This window comes from Streptomyces sp. NPDC002206 (assembly GCF_053593595.1).
Map to the genome: position 1 here is coordinate 261,790 of NZ_JBSFCW010000008.1, position 26,003 is coordinate 287,792.

A 26,003-nucleotide genomic window follows, 5' to 3' on the forward strand; every position below is an offset into this window, starting at 1 on the left:
CGTTCCGGTCAGCCGCGCCGGATGGTGATCGTCGTCCACGCCCCGACGTGCACCTGGTCGCCGTCCTGGAGCGGAACGGGGACGTAGGGCTGGATCGGGTCCTGGGCGCCGTTGAGCGTGGTGCCGTTCGTGGAGTTCTGGTCGACCACGGCCCAGCTGCCGTCGGGCTGCTGCACCAGCACCGCGTGCTGGTGCGAGACCCCCGGGTCCTCCGGCGGCACGGACAGATCGACATCGGGCGACTCGCCGGTGCTGTGCCGACGACGGCCGATGGTGACCTGGTTGCCGGTGAGCGGAAGGCGCTGCTCCGGGGAGTACGCGGGCAGGTTGAGCCCGGTCGCCTCGGGGCCGCTGCGCTGCATCATCGCCAGGAAGTACTCACGGTCCGGGGCGATGACCGCCGTCCAGTTCGCGGGCGCCTGGTTCGGGACCTGGCTCTGGAACGGCGACGACTGCTGCTGCCTCGGGGGCTGCGGAGCCTGCGGTGCCTGCGGCTGCGAGGGCGGCGGCAGCATCCAGTCGTCACCACCCGGCTGCTGAACCTGCGGCTGCGGCGGCGCGGTCTGCTGCCGGAAGGACGGCGGAGGCGGCGGGCCCTGCTGCTGGAACGGGGTCGGCGGCTGCGGCGGGCCCTGCTGCTGGAACGGGTTCGGCGGCTGCTGCGGACCCGGTCCCGGAGGACCCGGGTGGCTGCCGGGACCGGACAGCGGCTCGGCCGGACGGTTCACCTGCGAGGGCCGCGAGCTCTGGTATTCGAAGGGATCGCGCTGCTGTTGCGGCGGCGGGGGCGGCGGACCCTGCTGCGCCTGGAAGCCGGGCGGCAGGTTCAGACCGGGCACCGGTCCGCCGGCACCCGGGCCACCGTGCTGCGGGGCCAGCGGGGTGTACGACGTCGCCGTGTTCGTGAGGAAGTTCCACCGGCACTCCTCGCAGAACGGCGCCATCGCCTCACGCGGGGTGCGGCACTGCGGGCAGAGCTCCGCTTGCTGCGTCGCATCGGGGCCGGGGCCCTGCGGGTAGCCGTAACCGGGAGCGGGCGGCGGGGGAGGCGGCGGTGGGACTGCACCCGCAGGCGCGCCCGCGCCGGCCATGCGATGGCCGCAGACCTCGCACCAGTCGTCGGAACCCGACTGGTGTCCGTTCGGGCAGGTCGGCATGTCGGCGCTTCCCCCTCTCCTCGTCCGGCCCCGGGGGCCGTCATCTCTGTTGCTTCGCCAGGTCGCCGAGCCGGCCGGCTGCCGGTCGGCCATCAGGTCATTTCTTCACGCGAACGGTCTTGGTGGAGCGCGTTTCGAGGGTCATCTCGTCGGCCTCCGCCACCTTCGCCTTCAGTCGCACAGTACCTGTCGCCGCATCGACGACGTCCACCACCTTCGAAAGCAGTTTCGCAGTGTCAGCGTTCCCGGAGGCCGATGCCAGCTGCACCGCACGGCCCAATTTCGCCGTCGCGCCGTCGAAGTCTCCCGACTTGCGCGCTTCGAGCCCCTGTTGGATGACTTGTGCCAGTTCCGCCTGGCCCGTGTAGTGCGCGACCTGGGGGTTGATCGAGGTGGACGCCACCATGTCGTCGGTCCACACCGCCCGCACCAATCCCTGCGAAAGTGTCTGCGGAGCCGCCGTCCCCGACGGGTCGGGGAGGATCAACGAGACGCGGGCCGCGAGCATTTCCTGCCCGATCCCGGCCTCCGGCACCTGTACACACACGTGGTAGTCGCGGGACTCGTCGCCCCAGGACCCGGTCGGGTAATCCCCGGCGCGCGGGCCCGCGTCGGTGCGGCGGTCGGTCAGCTCGGCGACCGTCGGCGCGACCTGCTTCACGAACTTGATCTCGACTCCGACGGGCGTCCAGAGCCGCAGCACCACGTCGGCGACCTCCTTGCCCATCGCGTTCTCCATCATCTGCGTGAAGTCTGCGGCGAGCCCCGCCGGATCGGCGACGATGTCCACGGTGCCGAGCAGCGCGGAGGCTATGGCTGTGACTTCTTTCACCTCCCAGTCGGTGCCGACGCCGCGGGCGTCACAGGTGAAGCGGCCCGCGCACGCTTCGAGCGCGTCCCGCAGGTCCTGGGGCGACTCGTGCTCGTTGCGGCCGTCGGTGAGAAGGATCCCGTGCCGGATGTCCACATCGGCGGCGCCGAGCAGCCGGTCGGCCAGCCGCAGCCAGGTGCCGATCGCCGTACCGCCGCCCGCGCTGAGCCGACGCAACGCCTCCTTCGCCTGGGTCCTGGTCTGTGTGTCGGCGGTGGCGAGGCGGCCGTTGCCCGGGTAGACCTCCTTGGCGACGTGCGTACCGCCGACCACGGCGAACGACGTGCCGTCGCGCAGGGTGTCGATGGCCGCGGCCGTCGCGTCGCGGGCGTTGCGCATCTTCGTCGGCGGATAGTCCATCGAACCGGAACAGTCCACCATGATCACCACGGCGGCGTTCGGCCCCTGCCCCGGCACATGGGCGGGCGAGGCGGTCGCACCGGTCAGCGGAATACCACCGGTGGTGCCGCCGCCGGTCGACGTGACCGTGACGATCGCGTTGACCTCGCGGCCGTCCTCCGGCAGATATTCGTTCTGGTACACCTCGACGGAGAACTGCGGCACGTGGGACTTGGAGAAGTTGGCCATCTGATCGGCTCCTGGCGAAGGTGGCAGAGCTGGCAAAAGGTCGCAGTGGGCGAACGGACGAACGGAACCGGACTGAACAGGACTCAAGCGGTGCTGTAGGCCGATCCTGCCCCTTGCGGCGGTACGGCGAACGGCAGCAGAGCCACTGTTACGTTGTCGTGGCCCCCACCGTCGAGCGCGTGACCCACCAGCACCTGGGCGCCGTGCAACGGTCGTTCGTGCGCGTCCGGGGGGACGGCGGCGGCCATTTCGGCGGCCGACTCCGCGTAGTTCCACAGCCCGTCCGTGCACACCACCACCAGACCCGGCCGGTCCGGTTTGAACGAAGCGGTGTGCGGCTCCAGTTCGTACGCATCGGCGCCGAGCCAGCCCGTGATGGCGTGGGCGCGCTCGTCCGCGTAGGCCTCGGCCTCGTTCATCAGGCCCGTCGCCACCATCTGCGCGGCCCAGGAGTCGTCCTCGGTGAGCCGGGCGGGCGGGGTGGTGCGGTCGTCCGGCACCCAGTAGACGCGGCTGTCGCCGACCCAGCCGACGACCAGCAGGCCGGCCGCCATGACCGCGCCGACCAGGGTGCAGGCCGGGGCGTTCCGGTGGTGGTGCGGATCGTGCTCCTGGGCCCGGCCGTCGTCGTGGGCCAGCGAGTTGACCGACTCGGCGGCGGCGACGATCGCCTCGTGCATCGCCTGCTGCGGGTGGGCGCCGCGCGGCAGCGACTCCAGCAGTGACTCGTTGGCGGCGATCGCGGCGGCGGCGGAGGCCTCGTCGGGGCGGCTCGCGGAGGAGACGCCGTCGCAGACGATCGCGACGACGGCCGGTGAGCCGTCCGGCAGGGCGGTGGTCGACACGGCGAACGAGTCCTCGTTGCGGTGATGGCGCAGCCCCCGGTCGCTGACGGCGGCCACCGAACCGAGCTCCTGCTCCATGTGGTCGCGCTCGCGGGGCTGGGCGTGACCGCAGTTCTCGCAGTAGCCGTCGGGGTCGACATGACCGGCGCGGCAGGCGACGCACAGCTTGGTGCCGTCCGGCGGGGTGAGGGCCGCCTCCGGGAAGGCGGCGCCCTCGAAGGTACGGGGGTCGGGGGCGACGGGCGCCGCCGGCTCGAAGTCATCCGAGTCGGAGCCCGAGGTGTTCGGACGGTCGAAGCGGACCCCTGCGGGAGCATGTACCGGTGCACCGCCCGGCGCGGGCGGTTCGGACCGGTCGACCACCGGGGCGGCCGACCACTCGACCGAACCCGGGGCCGCCGCTGTGGGCGCGCCCGGCCCGGAAGCCGCCGGGCCCCCCGGCGCACCGCCCTCCACGGGCGCGGCCATCGCGATCGTCGGGTGATCCTCCGGCGGCGCCGGTACGACCGACAGGTCGTACCCGCACGCACCGCAGAACAGGTCGCCCGATTCCAGCGGCTCCTCGCAGTTGGGACACCTCGACAAGGCGGTCTCCTGGTGCATCTGCGACATCTTCACACCCACGTCCGGGGGCGGAAGCGGTTGGCCCGCTCCACCAGTTCGATCCTCTCGTCGCCACGCTGCGCAAGCCGGGCGAGCATCCGGTACGAACGCTCAAGACCGAAACGCAGCCCGCGTTCGTCCACCTCGCTGCCGAGCAGCATCCTCGGTCCGGCAGGAGCACGGGACTGCGGGGAGTCCGGCCGGTCCGTGGGGCTTCCGGAGAGTACCCAGTCCAGCGCCGTCCCCAGCACCTCGGTCGACAGCTGCTCGCGGCGCACCGCGTCCAGTCCGAAACTCTGCAGCCCGGACACCTGGTCGGCGGCGGCCGTCAGGTCGGCGATCAGCGGCTCGTGCGGGGCGCGTTCACGCAGCCGGGCCCGTACGGCGGCGACCCGGGCGGCCGTGTAGTGGATCGACGCCTCGGGCACGGACTCCAGCGTCCGTACGGCCCCGGCCCGGTCCCCGGCCGCTATCTGCACCCGGGCCAGGCCGAACGCGGCGCTGACGAAGCTCGGATCGGTCGTCCACACCAGGCGGTAGTACTCGGCGGCGTTGTCCAGCTGGTCGAGGAGCTCCGCGCAGATGCCCAGCGCCAGCTTGGGAGCGGGCTCACCCGGGAACGCGTCGTAGACCGCGTCGAACGACAGCGCGGCGGTCTCGTTGTCACCCGTCACCAGCGAGGCGATCCCGCGGTACCAGACGACCCGCCAGTCGTCCGGGTGCTGCGCCTCCAGACCGGTCAGGGTCTGTCCGGCGGCGCCCGGTTCGTTCATCTCCAGGCGGGCGCGCAGCTCCCGAAGCCGGGTCTCCAGCGAGGCGGCGGGTACGGCCTGCAATGCGGCAATCAGTTCGGCGGGTGCAGACGCCATCAGCCCGGCGAGGAAGCCCGCGTTGGGGTCGTTCGCGTCCACCCGCGGTACGGGCAGCGCGAGCGAGGTGGCCCGCGCGTCGAGCCCGGCCAGCCGTGGCACGCCCGGAGCGGAGGCGCCCGGCAGGGCCCCGGGGACGACCGGTGCGACCGGTGCGGGCGCGACCCGGGGCGCCGGAATGGCCGCCTGCGTCTGTGCGTACGGGACGGCGGCGCCGTTGCCACCCCGTACGTGCGTGGCGGACGCCGACAGCGGTGCGGCCCCCGGAGCCGACTGCCCGGGAATGAACGGCGGCGCACCGGGCGCCACATGCCCGACCGCCGCCGGCGAGGCAACCGGAACCCCGCCGAACGCCGCAACCGGACTCCGGTCCTTCCCCCTGCGCCGTCCGGCCGGCTCCGTCCGTACCCCGAGCCGCGACACATCGTCCGTCAGCTCGGCGAACAACTGCGTGTCCGTGACCCGCAGTTCCGTGCCGAACAGCGTCGAGAGCGCCGGTCGCGGCCGCCCCGTCTGCAACGCCACGACCTCCCGCAACACCCCCGTCAGCTGCTCCGCCATCTCCGACGCCGAGGCGAACCGTCTTGCCGGATCCGGATCCGTGGCCCGCACCAGCAGCCGGTAGAACGACTCGTACGTCCGGAACACCTCGATGTTGTCCGGGTCCGGCAGCGAGTCCACGAAGACGTTCGTGTACCCCTGGAAGTCGAAGGTGAGCACCGCGAGCGTCCGCGCGACCGTGTACAGATCGGAGGCGACCGAGGGGCCGACCTCCGCGACCTCCGGCGCCTGATAGCCCACCGTGCCGTAGATGGCCGACTCCTCGTCGTCCATCCTGCGCACCGCGCCCATGTCGATCAGCTTGAGCTGGTCCTCGGTCTGGATCGCGTTGTCGACCTTGAAGTCGCAGTACAGCAGATTGCGGCTGTGCAGATGGCCGAGCGCTTCCAGCGCCTCGATGCCGTACGCGCAGGCCTGCTCGACCGGCAGCGGATCCCGCTTCCCGGACGGGGTACGGCGCTCGTTCGCGATCTCCTTGAGCGCCTTGCCGCCGACGTACTCCATCACGATGTAGCCGTCGAGCGAGCCGGTGCGCTGGTCGAGATGCTCGACGAAGTTGTAGATCCGGACGATGTTGGAGTGCTCGATCTCGGCGAGGAAACGGCGCTCCGAGATCGCGGCCGCCATGGCGTCCTGGTCACCGGTGTCCAGCAGGCCCTTGAGGACCACCCAGCGGTCCGAGACCGCACGGTCCACCGCGAGATAGACCCAGCCGAGCCCGCCGTGCGCCAGACATCCCGCCACCTCGTACTGGCCGTGCACGATGTCGCCGCCGTGCAGCTTCGGTACGAAGGAGTACGGGTGGCCGCACTTGGTGCAGAACCCCTCGGTCCGGCCCGGCCGTTCACCACGGGACCGGCCCACTGGGGCCCCGCAGTCGGAGCGCGAACAGAACCGTTTCCGCTCCGGCACCTCCGGGTTCTCCATCACCGCGGAGCGCGGATCGGGGCGCGGCACGTCCGGCACCTGCACCAGGCCCGCGCCCAGCCGGTTGCGCCCGGATGCCCCCGTCGACGTACCGGAGGAGCGCACCGACACCGACCGGGACGTGGCGCTGCCCGACAGGGAGCGCGACAGCCGCCCCGACACCGAACGCCGGGAGGTCGACGAGCGGGCCGAGGAGCGCGAGGAGGCCCGGGACGACGCCCGCGAGCCGCTCCGTGCCGAACTGCTGTTGCTGCCTTTGCCACTCGCGCCGCCGGCCGCGATGCCGGTGGGCGGCGAGCTCACCATCCCCGTCGGGGAGACGACCGGAGCCAGACCGCAGGTGTCGCAGTACAGCTCACCGCCGCCCATGTCCTCGTAATTGCCCTCGCACGCGGGGCGCTGGCACTGCGTACTCATGGTCTGTCCCCCTGTTCGCCCCGCCGCAGCAGTGGCCCGTTCACCCTGCCCGTACTCGTACGCCTGCTCATCGCCGGTCCTCCGGTGCGAACGGCCGGCGCGGGTTCAGCAGCTCCGCCACCGCCTCCTGGTAGCGCAGCACCGCCTGCGCGGCGACCCGCAGATCGCACGGCGCGCTCCACAGCATGCGGCGCGCCGCGTCGTACCGCTCGATCAGTACCGGGTCCTCCGCCAGGCCGTGCCGGGCGACCTTCGCCTTGTACGCGTCCAGCCGGCCGCGCAGCTCCGCCCGGACCGCCAACGGCGCGGTGACCGCCGTCAGCGACTCGCGGGCGCGCAGCAGTTCGTCCTCGGCCTCCCGCTCCAGGGACTCCAGCAGCGGTGAGAGCCGGTGCCATTGGGCGTGCCTGCGGTACTCCGACGCGGCGGCCAGCCGCTCCTGGAGGACCGTCGGCGGGCCACTGACCGCGGGCACCTCGGAGGCGGCGATCTTCGCCAGCACCTCGCCGCGCGCCGACCGGGCCTCGGCCAGCGTGCGGTCGGCGCGGGAGAGGATGTCGCGCAGCTGGACGAGGCGCTGCTCGGCGTCCTGCCGTACCGCAAGGACCGCCTCGATCTCCCGGCGCACGTCGTCCAGGGCGCGGGCCGCCCGGTCGTAGCGCGTCGTGTCCGGACGGCCGCCGCCGGGTGCCGCGCTGCCGGGGCCCGGCAGCCAGAACGCCAGCGGATCGGAGATCACCTGCACCCGCAGTGTGGTCAGCTCATGGGTGATCGACTCCAGGTCGTCGCCCGCCGGATGCTCCCCGGGCCGTACGCCGACGGAGTGCGCCAGCGAACGCGTACGGCGCAGCTCGGCGGCGAGCAGATCTATCCGGGCGGGCAGCGCGGACCATACGGAGTCGGAGGCGACGACCATGTCCAGCGAGCGCGCGTACAGATCGTTCATCCGGGCGACCAGCTCCTCCAGCGAGAACCGCTCGGAGAGCTTGGCCGGGCCGGTGATCGACGGATCGGGGCGGGTGGCGGTGGACGCCAGCGTGACGCTCTGGCCGCGCAGCAGCTCGGTCAGCGCCAGCAGGTCGTCACGGTTGGGGGAGCGCCGCCTGGCCCGGATCTCACGGGCCTCCTCGATCGCTGCGGCGTAGGCGTCGAAATACCCCCACAGCAGCGTGATCGACTGCTCGGTGGTGGCCCAGCGCTCCTTGGTGACACCGGTCAGATCGGCGCCCTCCAGGAGCCGGCGGCCGGCATGGTCCTGCAGGGCGAGGAGCGAGGTCTCGATCGCCTCGTGCTCCGCACCGAGCCGGGCCAGCGCACGGTCCGCCTCGTCCCGGTCCAGGACCGGGCCGGGGGGCTTCCCCGCATAGCCGGGGAAGGGGCCCGCGACGCCCATCGATCACCTCTCTGCTCTCCCTGCCGGGCCGGGCCCGGCAGGATCAAGGACTAGTTGCTCCGGTACTTGGGCGCAGGCGGCGCCGATATCCCGGGCAGTCCGCTCGCCAGCCACTTCCGGTAGGACACCATCCAGGGGCTGTCGGCGCCTCCCTGGCGGTAGTCGACCAGCACCTGATTGACCCGGGCCACCAGGTCGTTCGCGCCGTGCTTCGTGGCCACGCCGTAGTACTCGGTGGTGAACGGCTTGTCGCCCTTGAGGACGACGGCCGGGTCCTGGGCGGCCTGGCCCGCCGCCAGCGCGTTGTCGGTGACCACCGCGTCGACCTCGCCCATCTGCAGCCGGACCAGGCAGTCCAGCTGGTTGGGGACGGTGAGCTGGTCCTCGTCCGCCTCGGTGCCGTCGTGCCGGTCCTTGAACTTGGCGCCGAACGACTGCTTCTCCAGCGCCTCGTACGCGGTGGAACCCTCGGCGGTGCAGACCCGCTTGCCGGCCAGGGACTTGTCGTACCCCGTGATCGGCGAGTTCTTCGGCGCGAGGACCTGCTGACCGGCCTGGAAGTAGGCCGTGGAGAACGAGACCTGGTCCAGCCGACTGCAGTTGATCGTCATCGTCCGGACGACGACGTCGACCTTGTCGTTCTCCAGGGCGGCGATGCGCTGGTTGGTGGGGATGGCCCGGAAGATCACCTTGTCCGGGTCGCCCAGGATGTTCTTTGCGATGGCCCGCACCAGATCGATGTCGAACCCTTCGAGCTTCCCGGTCTCCGGGTTGCGGTAGCCCCAGCGGAAGCTGTTCTGGTCGACGCCGGCGATCAGCTTCCCGCGCTCCTTGATCTTCGCGATGCCCGGCCCGTCGGCGCTCGAGGGCTGCAGGCTCGCCTCCGGGTCCGTGCAGTCGCCGGCGCTGGCCGGCACCGCCGTGGCCGTACCCGGCCCGGAGACACCGACGCCGAACGGCCCGGAGCCGCCGTGCGAGAGCGGCAGCAGGGTGAGCGACGCCGTCACCGCACAGGCCACGGCCATCCCCGTCACCCCGCCCCAGCCGCGCAGCCTGCCCCGGGTGGAACTGGTCCTGGTCATCGTTCCCCCTCTCACCGGTACTCCGACAGTCTGCGGTTGACCCCGACGATCGCGGCGACCGCGGCCAGTACGGCGAGAGCGGCCGCCCCGATCGGCAGCCCGCCCAGCGCCCCGCGCCCGTCCTCGGCGGCCCGGGTGAACTCGCCCTGCTCATGGGCGAGTGCCTTCTCCAGCGCCTCGTCCACCCGGTTGAAGGACTCCCCCGTGGAGTTCCTGGGCCCGATGATCTGCTTCAGGGCGCCCTCGTAGTCGCCGTTGTCGTCGGTCGTGCGGGCGGTCCGGTGGCGGCCCTGCCACTCGGAGACACCGCTGATGGCATCCGCCACCGGCCCGCTCCCCTGGGAGTCGTCGGCGAGCTTCCTGGCCGTCCCCAGCTCTTCGCGGAGGGCCTTCATGCCCGTGGTGTAGTCGGTCTCGTACTTGTCGTTCTTGCCGTCCGCGGTCAGCACGGCGCCGCGGGCGACGAGGGTGAGGTTCTCATTGGCGCGCGCCTTCAGCGAGTTGATCCGCGCGTGATTGAGCACATCGAGGGACTGCTGCCCGTGCACATTGGCGTCCTGCAGTTCGGACCGCGCGACCGTGTGCCCCACGCCCAGCCACAGCAGCAGTACCGTCGACGCGGCGGTCGCGGCGAGCAGTCCATGGTTGAAGACCCGGTTCGTCCTGCGGTAGTTGCGCCGCTGCGCCCAGAACAGCGAACCCAGCGCCACGACACCGAGACCCAGCGAGAGGAACGGCCACGCTCTCGCGGAGTCGTAGTCCTGGTCGAGCCGGCCGGTCTCCGCCGTGTACAGCCGCTCGGCGGCCGGCAGCAGCTCGGTGGACATCTTCTGGTTCGCGTACCGGAGATAGGCGCCGCCCAGAGGCAGCCCCTGCCGGTTGTTGGCGCGGGCCCGCTCGATCAGGCCGGTGTACCGGGGGAGTTCCTCGTTGAGCTTGGTGATCTCCTGGCCCGACGGCGACGACGCGTCCGTGGTGGACGCCGCCTTCACCAGCAGCCTGGACGCGTCCTTGATGTCCTTCTCGTACCGCTCGTGGACATCGCGCGGCTCCTGCGCCCCCGCGAGGAATCCGCCGGCCGCCGCGGTGTCGGCATCGGCCAGCGAACGGTAGATGTTCGCCGCCTCGGCGCTCAGCGGCTGGCTGCGGCTCACCACGTCGTCGGCGGCGGCCGACCGGCCGGAGATCTCGAACGCCGTCACGGCCCCGAACGCAATGACGAGCACCGCCAGCGCGGCCCCGATGATCTGGAGCCTGCCCGGTTCGGTCGTCGCCGCAGTTTTCAGCCGCGCCGTCGACTCGGACCAGGCGCTGCGACGCGGCGCGGGTACCGGCACAGGTACGGGCGCGGGCGGCTGGGCCGACGCGTGCTCCGGCGCCGTGCGTACATTCGGCGGGTATGTCACGTGACCTCCCCCTCGGTCGCTGACGGTGGCCCGCCCCCCGGCCGATCGGGGGACTGGTGCCCGGCCAGAAGTATGGCCGCAGGGACTGACATCCACACCAGGAACACCTGGATCCTGCACCGGGCCACGGATGCACACGCATTCGATCAAGGACGGCGCCGTCGATCAAGACGATCGGCGGCGCAGTCCCCGAAGCGGACCGATCTCCCCATCCATGAACACGTTCGGGACAACTGATCGGTTCCCGTACGCAAGGGGCGTCCCGCAGCACGATGGCCACAGGACGCCCGTCCGCGTTCCCGATGTTCCCGATGCGTCAGCCGTACTGTGCACGGAGCCTGTTGTGCACCTCCGGTGCCGCCCCCGTGCGATCCAGGCCCAGCAGCCCGGCGCCCAGCACCGGCGGCTCCGCCACCAACCGGATCACCGCCTTCGGGGCGCGTACCGCGAGGAGTTCGGCGATCGCGTCGTCCAACTGCGGGTGACGGGCCGCCAGCACACTGCCGCCCAGCACCACCGGTGCCTCCTCGTCCAGCAGCTCGAGGCGGGTCAGCGCGACCGACGCCATCGCGACGACCTCCTCCGCGAGCCGGTGCACCAGAGCACGCGCCACCGGGTCCCCGGCAGCCCCGGTCGCGAACAGCACCGGCGTCAGCTCGTGCCGGCGCTCGAACTCGATGTGCCCCAGATGCACCGCCTCGATCAGCGCGTACATCGAGTCGAGCCCGAAGTGGGCGGGGAGCGTGCGGGCCAGCTCCGTCGGCTCACCGCGCCCGTCCTCGGCCCGCGAGGCGAACCACATGGCCTCCTCGGCGAGACCCGAACCGCCGCCCCAGTCACCGGAGATCCGGCCGATCGCGGGGAAGCGAGCGGTCCGCCCGTCCGGCACCATGCCGACACAGTTGATCCCCGCACCGCAGACGACGGCCACGCCCCGGGGCTCGTCGACGCCCGCGCGCAGGATCGCGAAGGTGTCATTGCGGACCTCGACCGTGCCGCCCCAGCCACGGGCCCGCAGTGCCTCGGTCAACTCCCGCTCCTCGAACGGGAGATCGGCATTGGCGAGACAGGCCGACACATGGCCGACGGAGTCGACGGGGCCGCCGGTCCCACGTGCTTTCGCCAGTGCCTCGTCGAGCGTCGCGCCGAGGACGTCCACTGCCGCCGCGACGGAGACGGCCTGCGGCTGGAAGCCGCCCCCGCGGGCCGTGCTCAGCACCGTTCCGTCCGGTCCGATCAGTGCCACATCGGTCTTGCTGTTCCCCGCGTCGATGGCGAGGACCGCAGCGTTCACGCCCACGCCAGGTGCTCCCGGTTGTGCGCGATCAGCTTGTCGGTGAGTGCCTCGGCATACTCGAACTGGCCGATCAGCGGGTGGGCGAGCAGTGCCTTGAAGACCCGGTCCCGGCCCCCGCGCAGTGCCGCTTCCAGGGCGAGGTCCTCGTACGCCGTCACATGGGAGATCAGACCGGTGTACAGCGGATCCAGCTCGGGAACGGCGAGTGGCGTCGCGCCCGTGCCGTCGACCCGGGCCTGCACCTCGATCACGGCGTCCTCCGGCAGGAACGGCAGCGTCCCCTTGTTGTACGTATTGACCACCTGCACCGCGGAGCCGCCCGAGCCCAACAGTGAGGACGCCAGGTCCACGGCCGCCTCCGAGTAGAACGCGCCGCCGCGTCGGGCGAGCAGCGCGGGCTTCTCGTCCAGTGCCGGGTCGCCGTACATGGCGAGGAGTTCCTTCTCCATCGCGGCGACCTCGGCCGCCCGGGACGGCTTGGTGCCGAGCTCCCGTACGACCTCGTCGTGCGCGTAGAAGTACCGCAGGTAGTACGAGGGGACGACGCCGAGCCGGTCGACGATCGCCCGGGGCATGTGCAGACCGTCGGCGATCGAGTCGCCGTGCTCGGCGAGCAGCTTCGGCAGCACGTTCTCGCCGTCCGGGCCGCCGAGCCGGACCCCGAGCTCCCACGTCAGGTGGTTGAGCCCGACATGGTCCAGGTGCACCTCGCCGGGGGTGACGTCGAGCAGCGCGGCGAACTTCCGTTGGAATCCGATCGCCACGTTGCACAGACCGACGGCCTTGTGCCCGGCCTGGAGCAGCGCCCGGGTCACGATGCCGACCGGGTTGGTGAAGTCGATGATCCAGGCGTCGGGGTTGGTACGGCGGACCCGCTCGGCGATGTCGAGGACGACCGGGACGGTGCGCAGCGCCTTGGCAAGACCGCCGGCCCCGGTGGTCTCCTGGCCGATGCAGCCGCACTCCAGTGGCCAGGTCTCGTCCTGGTTGCGGGCGGCCTGGCCGCCGACGCGCAGCTGGAGCAGGACCGCGTCGGCGTCGGCGACGCCCGCGTCGACGTCCGAGGTGGTGACGATGCGGCCCGGGTGGCCCTGCTTGGCGAAGATCCGCCGGGCGAGGCCGCCGACGAGTTCGAGGCGGTCGGCCGCCGGGTCGACGAGCACGAGCTCCTCGACGGGCAGCGTGTCCCGCAGCCGGGCGAAGCCGTCGATCAGTTCAGGTGTGTAGGTGGACCCGCCACCAACTACTGCGAGCTTCATAGGTCAGCCCTTTACTCCGGTCAGTGTGACGCCCTCGACGAAAGCCTTCTGAGCGAAGAAGAAGACGAGGATCACGGGGGCCATGACCAGTACGGTCGCGGCCATGGTCAGGTTCCAGTCGGTGTGGTGCGCGCCCTTGAAGGACTCCAGTCCGTAACTGAGCGTCCAGGCGGCCGGGTTCTCGGAGGCGTAGATCTGCGGCCCGAAGTAGTCGTTCCAGGCGTAGAAGAACTGGAACAGCGCGACGGCGGCGATGCCCGGCCTGGCCATCGGCACCACGACCTTCAGCAGGGTGCGCAGTTCGCCGCAGCCGTCGACCTTCGCCGCGTCGAGGTACTCGTTCGGGATGGTCAGCAGGAACTGCCGCAGCAGGAAGATGGAGAACGCGTCACCGAAGGCCATCGGGATGATCAGCGGCCAGAGTGTCCCGGACATGTCCAGCTGCTTCGCCCAGAACAGATACATCGGGATGACGACGACCTGCGGCGGCAGCATCATCATCGAGATGACGAGCATCAGCGACAGCTGCCGGCCGCGGAAGCGGAACTTGGCGAGCGCGTACGCCACGGGCAGCGACGACACGACCGTGAGGACGGTGCCGAGCCCCGCGTACAGCAGGGTGTTCTTCCACCAGGTCAGGAAGCCCGGGGTGTCGAACACCCTGCGGTAGTTGCTCCACTCGAAGGGGTGCGGCCACAGATCGCGGGTCAGCGCCTGCTGATCGCTCATCAGCGAGGTGAGGAACAGGAAGACGAAGGGCAGCACGAAGAAGAGCGCGGCCGCGACGCCGAGCGCGTGCACGGCGATCCAGTTCAGGAGTGCCTTGCGGCGTGCGACGCGCTCGGCCGGGGTGACCGGCCCGGCGGACGGGTCGGTGGCCTTGAAGGTGTCGAGAGCCTGCGCCACGTCACTCACCTGCCTGGATCAGCCCGCTGCGGCGCCGCATCAGCAGTGCGGTGAACGCCATGGCGAGTACGAAGAGAACGAGCGCGACCACACAGGCGGACCCGTAGTCGAAACGCTGGAAGCCGAGGTTGTAGACGAGCTGCGGAAGCGTCAGTGTCGACTTGTCGGGATAACCCGGTTCGAACTGCTGCCCGGAGCCACCCATCACACCCGAGGCGACCTTCCCCGCCACGAGTGGCTGGGTGTAGTACTGCATCGTCTGGATGATCCCGGTGACCACGGCGAACATCACGATCGGCGAGATGTTCGGCAGCGTGACGAAGCGGAACCGCTGGAACGAGGTCGCCCCGTCCAGCTCCGCCGCCTCGTACTGCTCCTTCGGTACGTCGAGCAGCGCGGCCATGAAGATCACCATCAGGTCGCCCACCCCCCACACCGCGAGCGCGGTCAGGGCCGGCTTGGACCAGGCGGCGTCGGTGAACCAGCCCGGCGTGGGCAGCCCCAGATCGCCGAGGATCGAATTGACCGGCCCCGTCCCCGGGTTGAGCAGGAAGACGAAACCCAGGGTCGCCGCGACCGGCGGGGCCAGATACGGCAGGTAGAACAGGGTGCGGAAGACACCCGTACCCGTCTTGATCCTGGTGATCAGCAGGCCGACGCCGAGACCGAAGACGACCCGGCAGCTGACCATCACCACGACCAGCCACAGGGTGTTCCGCAGGGCGGGCCAGAACAGCGGGTAGTCGTTGAAGACGTACGACCAGTTCTTCAGCCCGTTGAACTCAGGGGCCGCGAAACCGTCGTAGTGGGTGAAGGAGAAATAGAGCGTGGAGATCAGCGGGTAGGCGAAGAAGACGCAGAACCCGATCAGCCACGGCGACATGAAGGCCGCCGTTCGAAGCGCCGCACGGCGGCGCTTCGAACGGAGTGTGTACGTGCTCATCGCGGTGCTACTTCGCCTGTGCGACGGCTGCGTCGATTTCCTTGGCGGTCTTCTCCAGACCCGCCCTGATGTCCGTCTGCTTGCCCTTCTCGATGTCGAATCCGAGGTTCTGCAGGGACACCAGGTACGCGCCGCCGTTCACCGAGGGCGGGGTGGTGGTGCTGTGGGGGTTCGCGGCGATGTCCAGGAAGGTCTTGAACCGCGGGTCGTACTTCAGCTTCGGCGACTTCAGGGCCGCCAACGTCGACGGCACATTGTGAATGGCGTTGGCGAAGGCGACCACCGCGTCGGTGTCGGTCGTCATGAACTTCACCAGCTCCCACGCCGCGTTCTGCTTGGTGGAGGTGGACGCGATACCGGCGATGGTGCCGGTCAGGTAGCCCTTGCCGTACGTGTCGGCCTCGTCGTCGGCGACGGGCATCGGGGCCACCCCGATCTCGAACTTCGGCTTGGTGTCCTCGGCCATGCCGAGCCGCCACTCACCGTCCAGCTGCATGGCCACCTGGCCGGTGTGGAACGGGTGTTTGGCGCCCCACTCGTCACCGAACGAGGTGCGGTACTTCTCCAGCTTCGCGTAGCCGCCCAGGTCGTCGACCAGCTTCTTCTGCGTGGTGAGCATGGATGCGAAGGCCGGGTCCTTGGCGATGTTCGACGTGCCGTCGGCATCGAAGTACGTCGGGTTCCAGCCGCCGAGGTAGTGCTCGGTCGTCGACTCGTAGCCGTGGTAGTTCGGCATGAAGCCGAGCTGCTCGTACGAGTCACCCTTGGTCTTCGTCAGCTTCTTGGCGTCCTCGGCCAACTCCGACCAGGTCTTCGGCGGGGCGGTGATCCCGGCGGCCTTGAACGCGTCCTTGTTGTAGTACAGCCCGTACGCGTCACCGAGCAGCGGCAGCGTGCAGCGCACCCCGTTGTACTGGGTGTACTCGTTCATCGCCTTCGGGAACGTCCTGTCGGGGTCGATCCCGTCCTTCTTCAGGAAGGAGTTCAGATCGACGAAGGCCTTGGACGAGCAGAATTTGCCCACATTGTTCGTGGTGAACGAGGACACCACGTCAGGTGCCTTGGAACCGCCCGCCCGCAGAGCCTGGTTGATCTTGTCGTCGGTCATGTTGCCGACGACCTTCACATGGATGTTCGGGTGCGCCTTCTCGAAGGAGTCGACGGTGGCCTGAATGGCCTTGACCTCGCTCGGGGCACTCCAGCCGTGCCAGAAATTGATGGTCGTCTCCTTGGACGGATCATCACTGGCGCCGTTGCCGCTCTGACCGGTACAGGCAGAGGCGAAGAGGGATATCGCGGCGGTCGCGGCGAGCGCGGCGGCCGTCTTCCGGCGGTTTCCGGACATGGCAGTGTCTCCCGATGGGTTGGGACGGGGAAGAGGCTGGGTCTGCGAACGTGCGGGTCTGTGAAGGTGCGGGTCCGCGTGGGGACGGCCGTGGCAGGGGATCAGCGTGAGGTGTCGAAGACTTCGTCGCGGGTCGTGGCGAGGGCGCTCTCCAGCGCCCCGCGCAGTACGGGCCGCTGGGTCACGGCGCCGGCGATCAGCCGGGGCCGGGAGGCCGCCAGCTCGGCGAGTTCCGCCTGCACCCGCTCGCGCAACGGTTCGCCGCCGACCGTGATCAACTCGCCCGAGAGCACCACGAGTTCGGGGTCGAGCACGGCCACCATGGAGGCCAGACCGGTCGCGAGCCCGGTGGCGAACAGATCGAGGAGCCGGAGGTACGGGCCGTTCTCGCCGCGCTCCGCGGCCTCGGCGGCCCGGGCGATCAGACCGGCCGCGACCTCATGGTGGGTGCCGTCCGCGCGGCTCAGCTCGTCGTCTATGCCGAGCTGCCCGGCCAGCCGGGACAGCACCTGCGCGCCCGCCAGTTCCTGGAAGCCGCCCGAGTTCGCCTTGGTGACCTGGCGGACCAGCGGGGCGCCGGGCACCGGCAGGAAGCCGACCTCACCGGCGCCGCCGGTGAAGCCGCGGTGCAGCCGCCCGTTGATGACGAGGGCGGCGCCGAGCCCCTCCTCGTTCCACAGCAGGACGAAGTCGTCGTGTCCGCGGGCCGCGCCGCGCCGCTGCTCGGCCACGGCGACGAGGTTCACATCGTTCTCGTACTCGACCGGCATCGGCAGGAACGCGGCCAGCTCGTCGAGCAGTGTGGGGGAGTGCCAGCCCGGCAGGTGGGAGGCGTACCGCAGCCGTCCGGTGCCGGGGTCGAAGGCGCCCGGTGTGCCGATGACCACCCGGTGCACCTCGGCGCGGGTGAGTCCGGCGTCCTTGACCGCGCCGTCCAGCGCCTCGGTCACCTGCCGCACCACGCTGTCGGCGCGCCGGCCGGGGGTGCGCAGCTCGAACTCGCCGACCGTCTCACCGGTCACATCGGCGACGGCGGCGACGATCCGCTGGGCGTTCACATCGAGTCCGGCGACATGGGCGGCCCGGGCGTTGACCGCGTACAGCTGGGCGTTGGGCCCCGGCCGTCCCGCGACGGTGCCGGTGGCGACGACCAGACCGGCCGCCTCCAGTCGGGCCAGCAACTGCGAGGCGGTGGGTTTGGAGAGGCCCGTCAGCTTGCCGATCCTGGTCCGGGAGAGGGGGCCGTGCTCCAGCAGCAGGTCGAGGGCGGCCCGGTCGTTCATGGCCCGCAGGACGCGGGGGGTACCCGGTGTTGTTCCGGCCATGAGCACCTGCCCTCTGTTAGGAAACTTTCCTATTCGATGAGAGGACGGTATGACGCACGTCACCGACCCGTCAATGGGCAGGGCTTCGCCGGCAACCAAAGCGTTACCTGGAGGGTCGGTCAAGCCGCATTCATGCCAAGGTGCGCGGCCCGGTCAAGCCGCATTCACGCCGAAGGGCGCCCGGCGCGGCTCCTTGAGGGCCGGGCCGGACGCCCTTGGATCCGTGGGCCTACTTGCCCTGCGGCGGGGTGATCGGTGACGTGGCCAGCGACTGCGGCGACGTCGTCGACGCGTACGCCGACGGGGCGGCCATTGCGGCCGTCGGGTCCGCCGCCGACGGCTCGTCCGGCTGCGCCAGTACGCCGCCGACCATCCGGATGCCCGCCTCGTCGAAGGCGACCTTGATCCGCCAGCGCAGCTCGCGCTCCACGCCCAGGGACTTGCCCGGCATCGTCTTGGCCGTCACCCGGACCGTCATCGAGTCGAGGAGCACGGAGTCCAGGCCGAGGACCTCCACCGGACCCCACAGGCGCTCGCTCCACGGGTCCTCCTTGGCCATCGTCGTGGCGGCCTCGGTGATCACCGTACGTACCCGGTCGAGATCCTCCGTGGGGCGCACCTGCACATCGACCCCGGCGGTCGACCAGCCCTGGCTGAGGTTGCCGATCCGCTTCACCTCGCCGTTGCGGACGTACCAGATCTCACCATTGTCACCGCGCAGCTTGGTGACCCGCAGCCCGACCTCGATGACCTCGCCGGAGGCGACACCCGCGTCGATGGTGTCGCCGACGCCGTACTGGTCCTCCAGAATCATGAAGACGCCGGAGAGGAAGTCGGTGACGAGGTTGCGCGCCCCGAAGCCGAGCGCCACACCGGCGACACCGGCGGAGGCGAGCAGCGGGGCCAGATCGATCTGGAACGCGCCCAGGATCATCAGGCCGGCCGTACCGAGGATCAGGAAAGAGGCGACCGACCGGAGGACGGACCCGATGGCCTCGGAGCGCTGACGGCGCCGTTCCGCATTGACCAGCAGCCCGCCGAGCGCGGTGCCTTCGACGGCCTGGGCGCTGCGGTTCATCCGCTCGATGAGCTTGCTGAGGGCACGACGGATCGCGATGCGCAACACGATCGCGATCGCCGCGATGAGAACGATGCGCAGACCGGTGTTCAGCCAGGTGGACCAGTTCTCCTCCACCCAGCCCGCGGCATCGCCGGCCTGCTTGGCAGCTTCGTCCAGCGAGCCGCCCGGCTCGGGTGACGGGGCAGCGGCCAACAGCGCGGACAGGGACACGGCGGAACCTCCATATGAGCGAGGGCTGACCAACCACACTAACGGGGCATCCGGAGTGCTCCGTTGCCGTGACGGAGGGGAGAGACCCGTTCGGACCGGGGATACAGAAGGTGTGGGGGCCGGAGCCGAATCAGGGCGCCGGGCCGGGTGTGGCCGATCGCACACCGGGCCGGGGCCGCCGCGGCGGCGGCCCCGAAGCGCCTGATCCGGGGTCTTCGGGCGGTGCGCGCGACAGCGGGCCGGGGAAAATCCTTCCGGCCCGTTACTCGCACGTGGTGGCGCTTCCACCAGGCAGGAGGAGAGACTGAGATCGGATCGTCCCGGCGCGAGCCACGCGCCGCCGGCGTACAAGGAGGCATCCACCGTGCCGCATGTCCTGGTTCTCAATGCGTCGTACGAGCCGCTCGGCGTCGTACCGCTCCGCCGCGCGCTCGTCCTCGTCCTCGAGAACAAGGCCATCTGCCTCGAGGAGTCCGGCGCCTTCATGCACAGTGCCACCCGTGCTGTACCGGCACCCAGCGTCGTCCGCCTGAAGCGGTTCGTACGGGTCCCCTACCGGGGGCCCGTTCCACTCACCCGCCGGGCGCTCTTCGCCAGGGACGGCGGCCGCTGCATGTACTGCGGCGCCGCCGCGACCAGCGTCGACCATGTCATTCCACGCAGCCGTGGTGGCCAGCACGCCTGGGACAACGTGGTGGCGGCCTGCCGCCGCTGCAACCACGTCAAGGCCGACCGCCATCTGCCGGAGCTCGGCTGGCGGCTGCACCAACAGCCCGCCCCGCCGACCGGCCTCGCGTGGCGCATCATCGGGACGGGCCACCGGGACCCGCGATGGCTTCCGTACCTGCAACCGTTCGGCGCGGACGACGCAATGGCCCGGATCGATGGCATTTCAGCCTGACGATCCGGGCTTCTGCGTCTCCAGGGGGTGCGGATCCCCGGAGCGCCGCGCGCTACGTGAAACGCAGCTCCGCGGGGTGCGCCGCGCGCCGCAGCAGCGGCAGTGATGTCGCCGCGGCCAGCAGGCAGCCGGCGTACACCACCACGGGTACGAGCAGCGGGAGCATCGAGGGCACGGAGCCGGGTGCGACGACGGCGGCGTACGCGAGGTGCACCGCCATGCCGCCGATGCCCGCGAGCAGGACCGCGGGGGCCAGCGGGAGCGCGGTCTCCAAAAGGAGGGTCCTGGCCAGCACCGCGTGCGGTACTCCGGCCGCGGCCTGGGTGGCGAGCCCTCTGCGGCGAGTGGCAAGGGACTCCGCGGTGCCCACGGCGAGGCCGAAGAGGCTGATGACCAGGGCCACCAGGACGGCGGCCCCGGCGAGATCGATACCGGTGGTGTAGAAATCGAGGTCCTCCGCCAAGTGGTCGCGCCCGCGCAACTCGGCGAGCAGCACTTCCCGTACCCCCACGAAACCCACCCCGACGACGGTCACCATCAGCAGTGCGGCATGGGTACGCGCGGCGGCCCACGGGTCGTCCTTGAGGCGGCCCGCGGCGATCAGCACGGCGGGACTCTTCGCACGGACCGTCAGCCGTCGGCCCATGAAGGCGGCCGAGGCCCCGGCCGCCCAGACCGCACCCGCTCCGGTGAGGAACACCACCGCGAACACCAGCAGCGGGAACGACGCCGCGTCGAGGCCGCTGCCCCGGAGGACGAGGAGGAAGGCCGCCGCGGCGATCAGCACCGTCGGAATCAGGAGCGCGAGCAACGTCCGGTGTCCGCGCTCCGGCCGTACCCGGCGTACCCAGCCGAGCGGCGAGGCGACCACCCGGCGCAGTGCGAGCGTGCTCACCAGCGCCGCGACCACCGGCACGACGAGAACGACCACCACGAAGGCTACCCAGGCCAGGGGCGGCGGCGTACGACCGGAGCCGGCGAGAACCGCGGCGAAGACGACGAATCCGCCGACCGATCCCGCCAGGCACGCCAACGCGGACTCCAGCGCGGCGATGCGCCGCACCTGCGCGGGTGACGCCCCGGCGAGCCGCAGCCCGGCCATCCGCCGGTCGCGGTGCACGGCGCCGATGCGGGCGCACTGGCCGAGGAAACCGAGCACAGGGACGAGCAGGAGCAGCAGCGTGACCACCACACCGGCGCGCTGGCCGGGCTGGTTCAGCAGGCCGTGCCCGTACGGGATCGAGACCTGCCCCGAGACGGCGGCGACTGTGATCGCCGCGAGGGCGAAGCCCGTGGCGAGCAGGGCGCCCACCGCGGTGAGCGAGATCCGCCACCACTCACGGCGGTCGGAGCCGCGCGTCAGGATCCAGGCGATGCGGGCGTCAGCCTTCATGGTGAGCGACCTCCTGGGCGGTGAACTGCGCCGTGCCGGAGTGGACGGCCCCGTCCCGCAGCCACACCTCCCGGTCCGCGTACGCCGCGATCTGTGCGTCATGTGTGATCAACAGCACCGCGATGCCGGACTCGCGGGCGGCGTGCACCAGAGCGGTCATCACCTGCTCCCCGGCGAGCGAGTCGAGCGCGCCGGTCGGCTCGTCCGCGAAGACGGCCTTCGGCCCTGTCACCAACGCCCGTGCCAGTGCTACCCGTTGACTCTGGCCACCACTCAGCTCGCCGGGCCGCAGACCGGCCTGTCCGCGCACGCCGAAGCGCTCCAGCCACTCGTCCGCCCGACTCTGCGCCTCGGCGCGGGCGGTCCCCGCGAGCAGCAGCGGCAGCGCCACGTTGTCGAGCGCGGTGAGCTCGGGGATCAGCTGCCCGAACTGGAACACCACGCCGAAGTCGGTGCGCCGCAGCTCGCTGAGGCGCGCCTCGGGCATCCGGTCGAGCCGCTCCTGTCCGTACGAGACCGAACCCTCGTCGGGACGGACGATCCCGGCCAGGCAGTGCAGCAGCGTGGACTTTCCGCTGCCGCTGGCGCCGGTGACGGCGAGAATCTCACCTGCGTGGAGGTCGACCGACGCGCCGCGCAGCGCCTGGGCGGCCCTCCCGTACGACTTCTTCAGGCCTGTGGCCGTGAGCAGGGGCGCTGTCGCCCGGGAGGGCTGCTCGGGTTGCGTACTCATGCTGTGTCGACCTCCGCGGTCAGGGTGGCGAGACGGGTCGCTGTGGTGGTCATCCACCGCACGTCGGCGTCCAGATGGGCGAGGGCGTAGTCGGCGGAGAGCACCGTGCTGAGGTCGGTGCCCGGCGTTGTCTTGAGTTCGGTCAGTTCGCGCATGCGCGCCATGTGGGCGGCACGCTGGGCCTGGAGATACGCGGCTGCGTCGGACGTGCGGTCGCTGCCGCCGGCGGCAGCCGCGACCAGGATCGAGACGACGACCTTGGCGAAGATCTCGTTCGTCACGAAAGGTGCCGGCGGGGTGACCTCGTCGGCCCACCTGGCGAGTTCGCGTGACCCTTCGTCCGTGGAGCGGTAGAGGGTGCGCTCGGGGCCACCGTCGGAATCGGTGCCTTCGACGGCGGCCAGACCGTCACGTACCAGGCGTTGCAGGGTGGTGTAGACCTGCCCGTAGGCCAGTGGGCGGGCCTGCGGAAAGCGTTCGTCGTACCGCCGTTTGAGGTCGTAGCCGTGGCTGGAACCTCCGGCGAGCAGTCCCAGAAGGACATGGCGGGTGCTCATGAGGCGGACTATATACTCGGTATATGTACTGAGTGAATACTTGACGGTGGGCAACTACCGCAGGAGTGGTGAACCACTCGTGTTTCAGGGGAGTTCGTGCCGGATGTGCGCGGTTACTCCGCGACGGCGTACGCCTCCACCGACCAGAGCGAGTAGCCGAACTCGGTGCCCCGGCCGTCGCCCTGAATCCTGAGGAAGCGGGTGTCCTTCGCGTCCATCCGGACGGACTCGCGGCCGCCCTTGCCGTCCCGGACGGTCGCCGCCGTACGCCAGGTGCGGCCGTCCGCGGAGACCTGTACGCGGTAGCGGGAGGCGTACGCGTCCTGCCACTGCAGCACCACCTGGCCGATCCTGGCGGGCTCCGCCAACTCCGCCTGCCACCAGGCGCCGTCCTCGGCCGGGGACGACCAGCGGGTGGTGGGATCGCCGTCCGAGGCGGCCGCGGCCGGGAAGTCCGGGGTCTCGTCGCCGGACGAGGAGGCGGTGGCGGTGCGGACCAGATCGGGGCCGGCGGTGCGCGGGTAGGCCCGGACGGTGAGGGTGCTCTCCTCGTCACCGAATCTGAAGGGCACCTCGTACTCGCCGGCCGGCGTGTTCGCCGGGACCGTGATCTCCACCGGGACGTCGGTACGGGAGCCGCGCGGTACCGTCGTCCGGCCGGGGACGGACACCTTGATGCCCTTCGGAGCCTTCGCGGTGAGTGCGCCGCGCACCGCGGCGGGGCGGCGGGCGGCGAGCCGCGCCTGGACCCGCTGCGGCCTGCCGCCGATCTCCGCGTCGGTCTCGCCGCGTACGAGATCGAGCCAGGCGGCGGGTTCGTCGCCGAACCACGGCACGAGGGCGCGCACCCGGGGGGCTTCGGATGCCATGACGGTTCCGGAGACGATCGGCGGCAGCGTGTCCGCGCTCGCGCCCGGGGCCGTCGCCAAGGAGCCCGTGGGCCAGATCAGCCGGATCGCGTCGGTTCTGAGGCCCTCGGCCGCGGTCTGGGTCCAGCCGGTCCGCGACACCGGGCCGAGGCTGCGCCAGCCCTCGCCCGGCACATGGGCCTGCAGCGTCGCGTCCGCCCCCACCCCGGGAACGGTCATCGCGGTCACGGCCTCCATCGGGCGGGCCCGTTCCAGCCGGACCGTATAGCTGCCCGGGGTCTCGGTCACCGTGCCGGCGTCCCGGTCCGCGCCGGTCCACGCGTCGGCCTCCTTGCGCACCCGGTCCAGGAACGGACCGAGGACACCCTTGCCGACCGTCGCACTGCTCGCCCCGGTGGCCTTCCGCAGCGGCTCCAGCGCCAGCGACGCCTTCCATGCGGCCGCGCCGTCGCCGCGCGCCTGGGCCTGCAGCAGGTCGACGGCGAGCTCGCCCGCCCGGCCGTACCGGGCCAACTGCTCGGTCCACGGCCGTACTTCGTCGTCGAGCCGCCCGTCCGCCGGGCCCTTCAGCCGCTGCGGTGCCTGGCGCATCACCGTGAAGGCGGCCCGTAGCTCGCGCGCCGCGTCCGCCTGCGCCGTCGTATTCGCCGTCGTACGGGACTTCCAGAACGCGGCGAAAAGCGGCTGCAGATACGCCGACTCGTCGCCGCCCAGCACGGACGTCGCACTGTTCCGGGCCAGCGCACGCAGCGACTCCCGGGCCTCCGCGTCATCGCCCGCCAGATCGTCGATCGCCGCCTGCCAGGACTCCTGCGGCAGGTAACCCTTCGGGTTCCAGGCGAAGTCGGCTGCGGTGAACAGCGGGATGCGGGACGCGGACGGCTGCTCCATCGCATTGGCGAGCAGCGCCGCCGAGCCCATCGCGACCGCAGGGTCCCGGCCGGTGTACGGGCCGAGGAAGATACGGTCCTGCGCGTAGTCGTTGACCGGGTAGTTGTCCATCGTGACGAGCGGATGCCGGAACGTGGCGCGTGCACCGGCCAGTTCCCGTCCGGTGATGGTCCGCGGTACGACGCCGACCCCGGTCCAGGCGATCTGCACCCGGTCGTCCAGCTCCTTGGCGAGCGCGGTCCGGTAGTCCGTGGCCCCGTTTTGGTAGAACTCCGTCGGCATCACCGACAGCGGCTCCGAGCCCGGATGCCGCTGCGCGAGATGCCGGGCGACCTCGCTCGCGACCCGGGCCTGCGCCCTCGCCGCCGCCTCCGGGCCGCTGCCGAACGTGGCGGCGTCGTTGTCGCAGTGCCATTCGCTGTAGCTGACGTCCTGGAACTGGAGCTGGAAGACGCGCACGCCCAGCGCCCACATCGCGTCGATCTTCCGGGTCAGCGCCCTCACATCGCCGTCGGAGGACATGCACATGGCCTGGCCCGGGGCGACCGCCCAGCCGAGGGTCACGTGCCGGGCGCGGGCCCGTTCGGCCAGTGCCCGGAAGTCGGCGCGCCGCTCGGCGGGGTACGGATCACGCCAGCGGGCCTGCCGGTACGGGTCGTCACCCGCCGCGTAGAGGTACCGGTTCTGCTTCGTGCGCCCCATGAAGTCGATCTGCGCGAGCCGCTCCTCGCGGGTCCACGGCTGCCCGTAGAACCCCTCGGTCATTCCGCGTACGGCGGTGCCCGGCCAGTCCCGCACGGTGACCCCGGCGACGCTCCCGTTCCGGACCAGCTGGCGCAGCGTCTGCACGGCGTGGAACAGGCCGTCGTCGCCGACACCGTCCAGGGCGACGGTGGAGCGGCCCGCGACCGTGCCGACCGCGATCCGGTAGCCGCCGGACGGCAGATCGGCGCGCTCGGGGGCGCGCAGCGTGCGCAGGGCGTCCTGCGCGCCGTCGCCGCCGAGCCGGATGACCGGCCCGCGTCCCGGCAGCGCCTCGTGCACGGTCCGCACGCCCGCGTCGCGCAGCACCTGCCTGGCGGCGTCGACGGCGTACGGATCGGCGTGCGCGTCGGCGACGAGGGTCACCTCGTTGGGGAGCGGTACGGCCGCCCCGGACGCCTTGATGGTCTGTGGCCGCGGCCACACGGTGGGCAGCGCGCCCTCGTCCGTACGGTCGGGTGTGGTGACGGCGGGGGAGCCGGGGTCCGACGGCGCGGCGAAGGCGGCCGGGGTCCCGGTGGAGAGCAGTCCGCCGAGCACGGCGACAGCGACGGCCGTCGCGTGCTTTCTGTGCCTGAGCCGCATGCCGCACTCCCTCGCTCCCACCGATGGGCTCCGAGCCCACCACCCCACGCGTGAGGGTGTCAATGTGTGTGGCCGTTGTGCCGCATATGCCCGTTGTGGCGGATGGGGCGGGGCGCCGGGGGCGACCGGCCGGCTGCAGCAGAGATGTCGTCGAATGGCCGAATACGGCGGACGTCTTGCGGGTAACTGGCCGCTGGGGAAGGGAATGTGACCCGGAGCACGTCGAA

Annotated in this window: 20 protein-coding genes; 2 read left to right on the top strand and 18 right to left on the bottom strand. The window is 71.1% G+C overall.

Going from position 1 to position 26,003, the window contains the following annotated elements; genetic code table 11:
* Positions 1 to 8: 8 nt before the first annotated feature.
* The 4 genes from ACWCP8_RS18265 to ACWCP8_RS18280 form a co-directional block, all read right to left on the bottom strand.
* On the bottom strand, positions 9 to 1,157 hold the full coding sequence (locus tag ACWCP8_RS18265; protein WP_451116889.1) for an FHA domain-containing protein: 1,149 nt from the start codon (positions 1,155 to 1,157) through the stop codon (positions 9 to 11).
* Positions 1,158 to 1,254: 97 nt separating this feature from the next.
* Positions 1,255 to 2,616 carry a vWA domain-containing protein gene (locus tag ACWCP8_RS18270; protein WP_451116891.1) on the bottom strand — a complete coding sequence of 454 codons (1,362 nt, stop codon included), beginning with the start codon at positions 2,614 to 2,616 and terminating at the stop codon, positions 1,255 to 1,257.
* Between the two features lie 83 nt (positions 2,617 to 2,699).
* On the bottom strand, positions 2,700 to 4,079 hold the full coding sequence (locus tag ACWCP8_RS18275) for a protein phosphatase 2C domain-containing protein (RefSeq protein ID WP_451116956.1): 1,380 nt from the start codon (positions 4,077 to 4,079) through the stop codon (positions 2,700 to 2,702).
* Positions 4,076 to 6,526 carry a tetratricopeptide repeat protein gene (locus ACWCP8_RS18280; RefSeq protein WP_451116958.1) on the bottom strand — a complete coding sequence of 817 codons (2,451 nt, stop codon included), beginning with the start codon at positions 6,524 to 6,526 and terminating at the stop codon, positions 4,076 to 4,078. Before ACWCP8_RS18280 ends, ACWCP8_RS18275 begins: the two co-directional genes overlap by 4 nt.
* On the opposite strand from ACWCP8_RS18280, the gene ACWCP8_RS18285 reads away from it, so the two are divergent.
* Positions 6,486 to 6,800 carry a hypothetical protein gene (locus tag ACWCP8_RS18285; RefSeq protein WP_451116962.1) on the top strand — a complete coding sequence of 105 codons (315 nt, stop codon included), beginning with the start codon at positions 6,486 to 6,488 and terminating at the stop codon, positions 6,798 to 6,800. The genes ACWCP8_RS18280 and ACWCP8_RS18285 overlap by 41 nt on opposite strands.
* Positions 6,801 to 6,905: 105 nt before the next feature.
* On the opposite strand, the gene ACWCP8_RS18290 is transcribed toward ACWCP8_RS18285, so the two are convergent.
* From ACWCP8_RS18290 to ACWCP8_RS18335, 10 genes are all read right to left on the bottom strand, one after another.
* Entirely contained in the window at positions 6,906 to 8,231 is a 1,326-nt protein-coding gene (locus tag ACWCP8_RS18290; protein ID WP_352262232.1) for a hypothetical protein, read from the bottom strand.
* Between the two features lie 50 nt (positions 8,232 to 8,281).
* Complete coding sequence (locus ACWCP8_RS18295; protein WP_451116894.1) at positions 8,282 to 9,313, bottom strand: glutamate ABC transporter substrate-binding protein; 1,032 nt, start codon at positions 9,311 to 9,313, stop codon at positions 8,282 to 8,284.
* 11 nt (positions 9,314 to 9,324) lie between these two features.
* Positions 9,325 to 10,719, bottom strand: coding sequence for a hypothetical protein (locus ACWCP8_RS18300; protein WP_451116896.1), 1,395 nt, complete (start codon positions 10,717 to 10,719; stop codon positions 9,325 to 9,327).
* Between the two features lie 316 nt (positions 10,720 to 11,035).
* The gene (locus ACWCP8_RS18305; protein WP_451116898.1) at positions 11,036 to 12,019 is read right to left on the bottom strand and encodes an N-acetylglucosamine kinase; all 984 of its coding nucleotides are present in this window, start codon (positions 12,017 to 12,019) and stop codon (positions 11,036 to 11,038) included.
* Positions 12,010 to 13,275: a 6-phospho-beta-glucosidase gene (locus tag ACWCP8_RS18310; protein ID WP_451116900.1), complete on the bottom strand. Its 1,266-nt coding sequence runs from the start codon at positions 13,273 to 13,275 to the stop codon at positions 12,010 to 12,012. The genes ACWCP8_RS18305 and ACWCP8_RS18310 overlap by 10 nt, the downstream gene beginning before the upstream one ends.
* Positions 13,276 to 13,278: 3 nt before the next feature.
* Positions 13,279 to 14,181: a carbohydrate ABC transporter permease gene (locus tag ACWCP8_RS18315; RefSeq protein WP_352262226.1), complete on the bottom strand. Its 903-nt coding sequence runs from the start codon at positions 14,179 to 14,181 to the stop codon at positions 13,279 to 13,281.
* 1 nt (position 14,182) lies between these two features.
* A complete protein-coding gene (locus ACWCP8_RS18320) occupies positions 14,183 to 15,124 on the bottom strand; it encodes a carbohydrate ABC transporter permease (protein ID WP_352262224.1) in 942 nt (313 codons plus the stop codon).
* 7 nt (positions 15,125 to 15,131) lie between these two features.
* Positions 15,132 to 16,469, bottom strand: coding sequence for an ABC transporter substrate-binding protein (locus tag ACWCP8_RS18325; RefSeq protein ID WP_451116903.1), 1,338 nt, complete (start codon positions 16,467 to 16,469; stop codon positions 15,132 to 15,134).
* A 101-nt stretch (positions 16,470 to 16,570) separates the two neighbouring features.
* The gene (locus ACWCP8_RS18330) at positions 16,571 to 17,794 is read right to left on the bottom strand and encodes an ROK family transcriptional regulator (RefSeq protein WP_352262220.1); all 1,224 of its coding nucleotides are present in this window, start codon (positions 17,792 to 17,794) and stop codon (positions 16,571 to 16,573) included.
* 229 nt (positions 17,795 to 18,023) lie between these two features.
* Positions 18,024 to 19,085, bottom strand: coding sequence for a mechanosensitive ion channel family protein (locus ACWCP8_RS18335; protein ID WP_451116905.1), 1,062 nt, complete (start codon positions 19,083 to 19,085; stop codon positions 18,024 to 18,026).
* A 364-nt stretch (positions 19,086 to 19,449) separates the two neighbouring features.
* On the opposite strand from ACWCP8_RS18335, the gene ACWCP8_RS18340 reads away from it, so the two are divergent.
* Positions 19,450 to 19,986, top strand: a complete 537-nt coding sequence (locus ACWCP8_RS18340) for an HNH endonuclease (RefSeq protein WP_018552807.1) — start codon at positions 19,450 to 19,452, stop codon at positions 19,984 to 19,986.
* A 52-nt stretch (positions 19,987 to 20,038) separates the two neighbouring features.
* Here ACWCP8_RS18340 and ACWCP8_RS18345 read toward each other — a convergent pair whose 3' ends face one another.
* The 4 genes from ACWCP8_RS18345 to ACWCP8_RS18360 all read right to left on the bottom strand — a co-directional run bounded on the left by ACWCP8_RS18345 (position 20,039) and on the right by ACWCP8_RS18360 (position 25,776).
* Positions 20,039 to 21,379: an FtsX-like permease family protein gene (locus ACWCP8_RS18345; RefSeq protein WP_352262217.1), complete on the bottom strand. Its 1,341-nt coding sequence runs from the start codon at positions 21,377 to 21,379 to the stop codon at positions 20,039 to 20,041.
* Positions 21,369 to 22,112 (bottom strand): ABC transporter ATP-binding protein, encoded by a 744-nt coding sequence (locus ACWCP8_RS18350; RefSeq protein ID WP_425895318.1) that lies wholly within the window; start codon positions 22,110 to 22,112, stop codon positions 21,369 to 21,371. The genes ACWCP8_RS18345 and ACWCP8_RS18350 overlap by 11 nt, the downstream gene beginning before the upstream one ends.
* Entirely contained in the window at positions 22,109 to 22,669 is a 561-nt protein-coding gene (locus tag ACWCP8_RS18355; RefSeq protein ID WP_356001172.1) for a PadR family transcriptional regulator, read from the bottom strand. The genes ACWCP8_RS18350 and ACWCP8_RS18355 overlap by 4 nt, the downstream gene beginning before the upstream one ends.
* 113 nt (positions 22,670 to 22,782) lie before the next feature.
* Positions 22,783 to 25,776, bottom strand: a complete 2,994-nt coding sequence (locus tag ACWCP8_RS18360) for a beta-N-acetylglucosaminidase domain-containing protein (protein WP_451116909.1) — start codon at positions 25,774 to 25,776, stop codon at positions 22,783 to 22,785.
* Positions 25,777 to 26,003: the final 227 nt, after the last annotated feature.

Bases quoted from the DNA above. Each gene is read 5' to 3' on its own strand.
- ACWCP8_RS18265 (WP_451116889.1), bottom strand. From the start codon at position 1,157: ATGCCGACCTGCCCGAACGGACACCAGTCGGGTTCCGACGACTGGTGC.
- ACWCP8_RS18270 (WP_451116891.1), bottom strand. From the start codon at position 2,616: ATGGCCAACTTCTCCAAGTCCCACGTGCCGCAGTTCTCCGTCGAGGTG.
- ACWCP8_RS18290 (WP_352262232.1), bottom strand. From the start codon at position 8,231: ATGGGCGTCGCGGGCCCCTTCCCCGGCTATGCGGGGAAGCCCCCCGGC.
- ACWCP8_RS18295 (WP_451116894.1), bottom strand. From the start codon at position 9,313: ATGACCAGGACCAGTTCCACCCGGGGCAGGCTGCGCGGCTGGGGCGGG.
- ACWCP8_RS18310 (WP_451116900.1), bottom strand. From the start codon at position 13,275: ATGAAGCTCGCAGTAGTTGGTGGCGGGTCCACCTACACACCTGAACTG.
- ACWCP8_RS18320 (WP_352262224.1), bottom strand. From the start codon at position 15,124: ATGAGCACGTACACACTCCGTTCGAAGCGCCGCCGTGCGGCGCTTCGA.
- ACWCP8_RS18325 (WP_451116903.1), bottom strand. From the start codon at position 16,469: ATGTCCGGAAACCGCCGGAAGACGGCCGCCGCGCTCGCCGCGACCGCC.
- ACWCP8_RS18330 (WP_352262220.1), bottom strand. From the start codon at position 17,794: ATGGCCGGAACAACACCGGGTACCCCCCGCGTCCTGCGGGCCATGAAC.
- ACWCP8_RS18345 (WP_352262217.1), bottom strand. From the start codon at position 21,379: ATGAAGGCTGACGCCCGCATCGCCTGGATCCTGACGCGCGGCTCCGAC.
- ACWCP8_RS18350 (WP_425895318.1), bottom strand. From the start codon at position 22,112: ATGAGTACGCAACCCGAGCAGCCCTCCCGGGCGACAGCGCCCCTGCTC.
- ACWCP8_RS18355 (WP_356001172.1), bottom strand. From the start codon at position 22,669: ATGAGCACCCGCCATGTCCTTCTGGGACTGCTCGCCGGAGGTTCCAGC.
- ACWCP8_RS18360 (WP_451116909.1), bottom strand. From the start codon at position 25,776: ATGCGGCTCAGGCACAGAAAGCACGCGACGGCCGTCGCTGTCGCCGTG.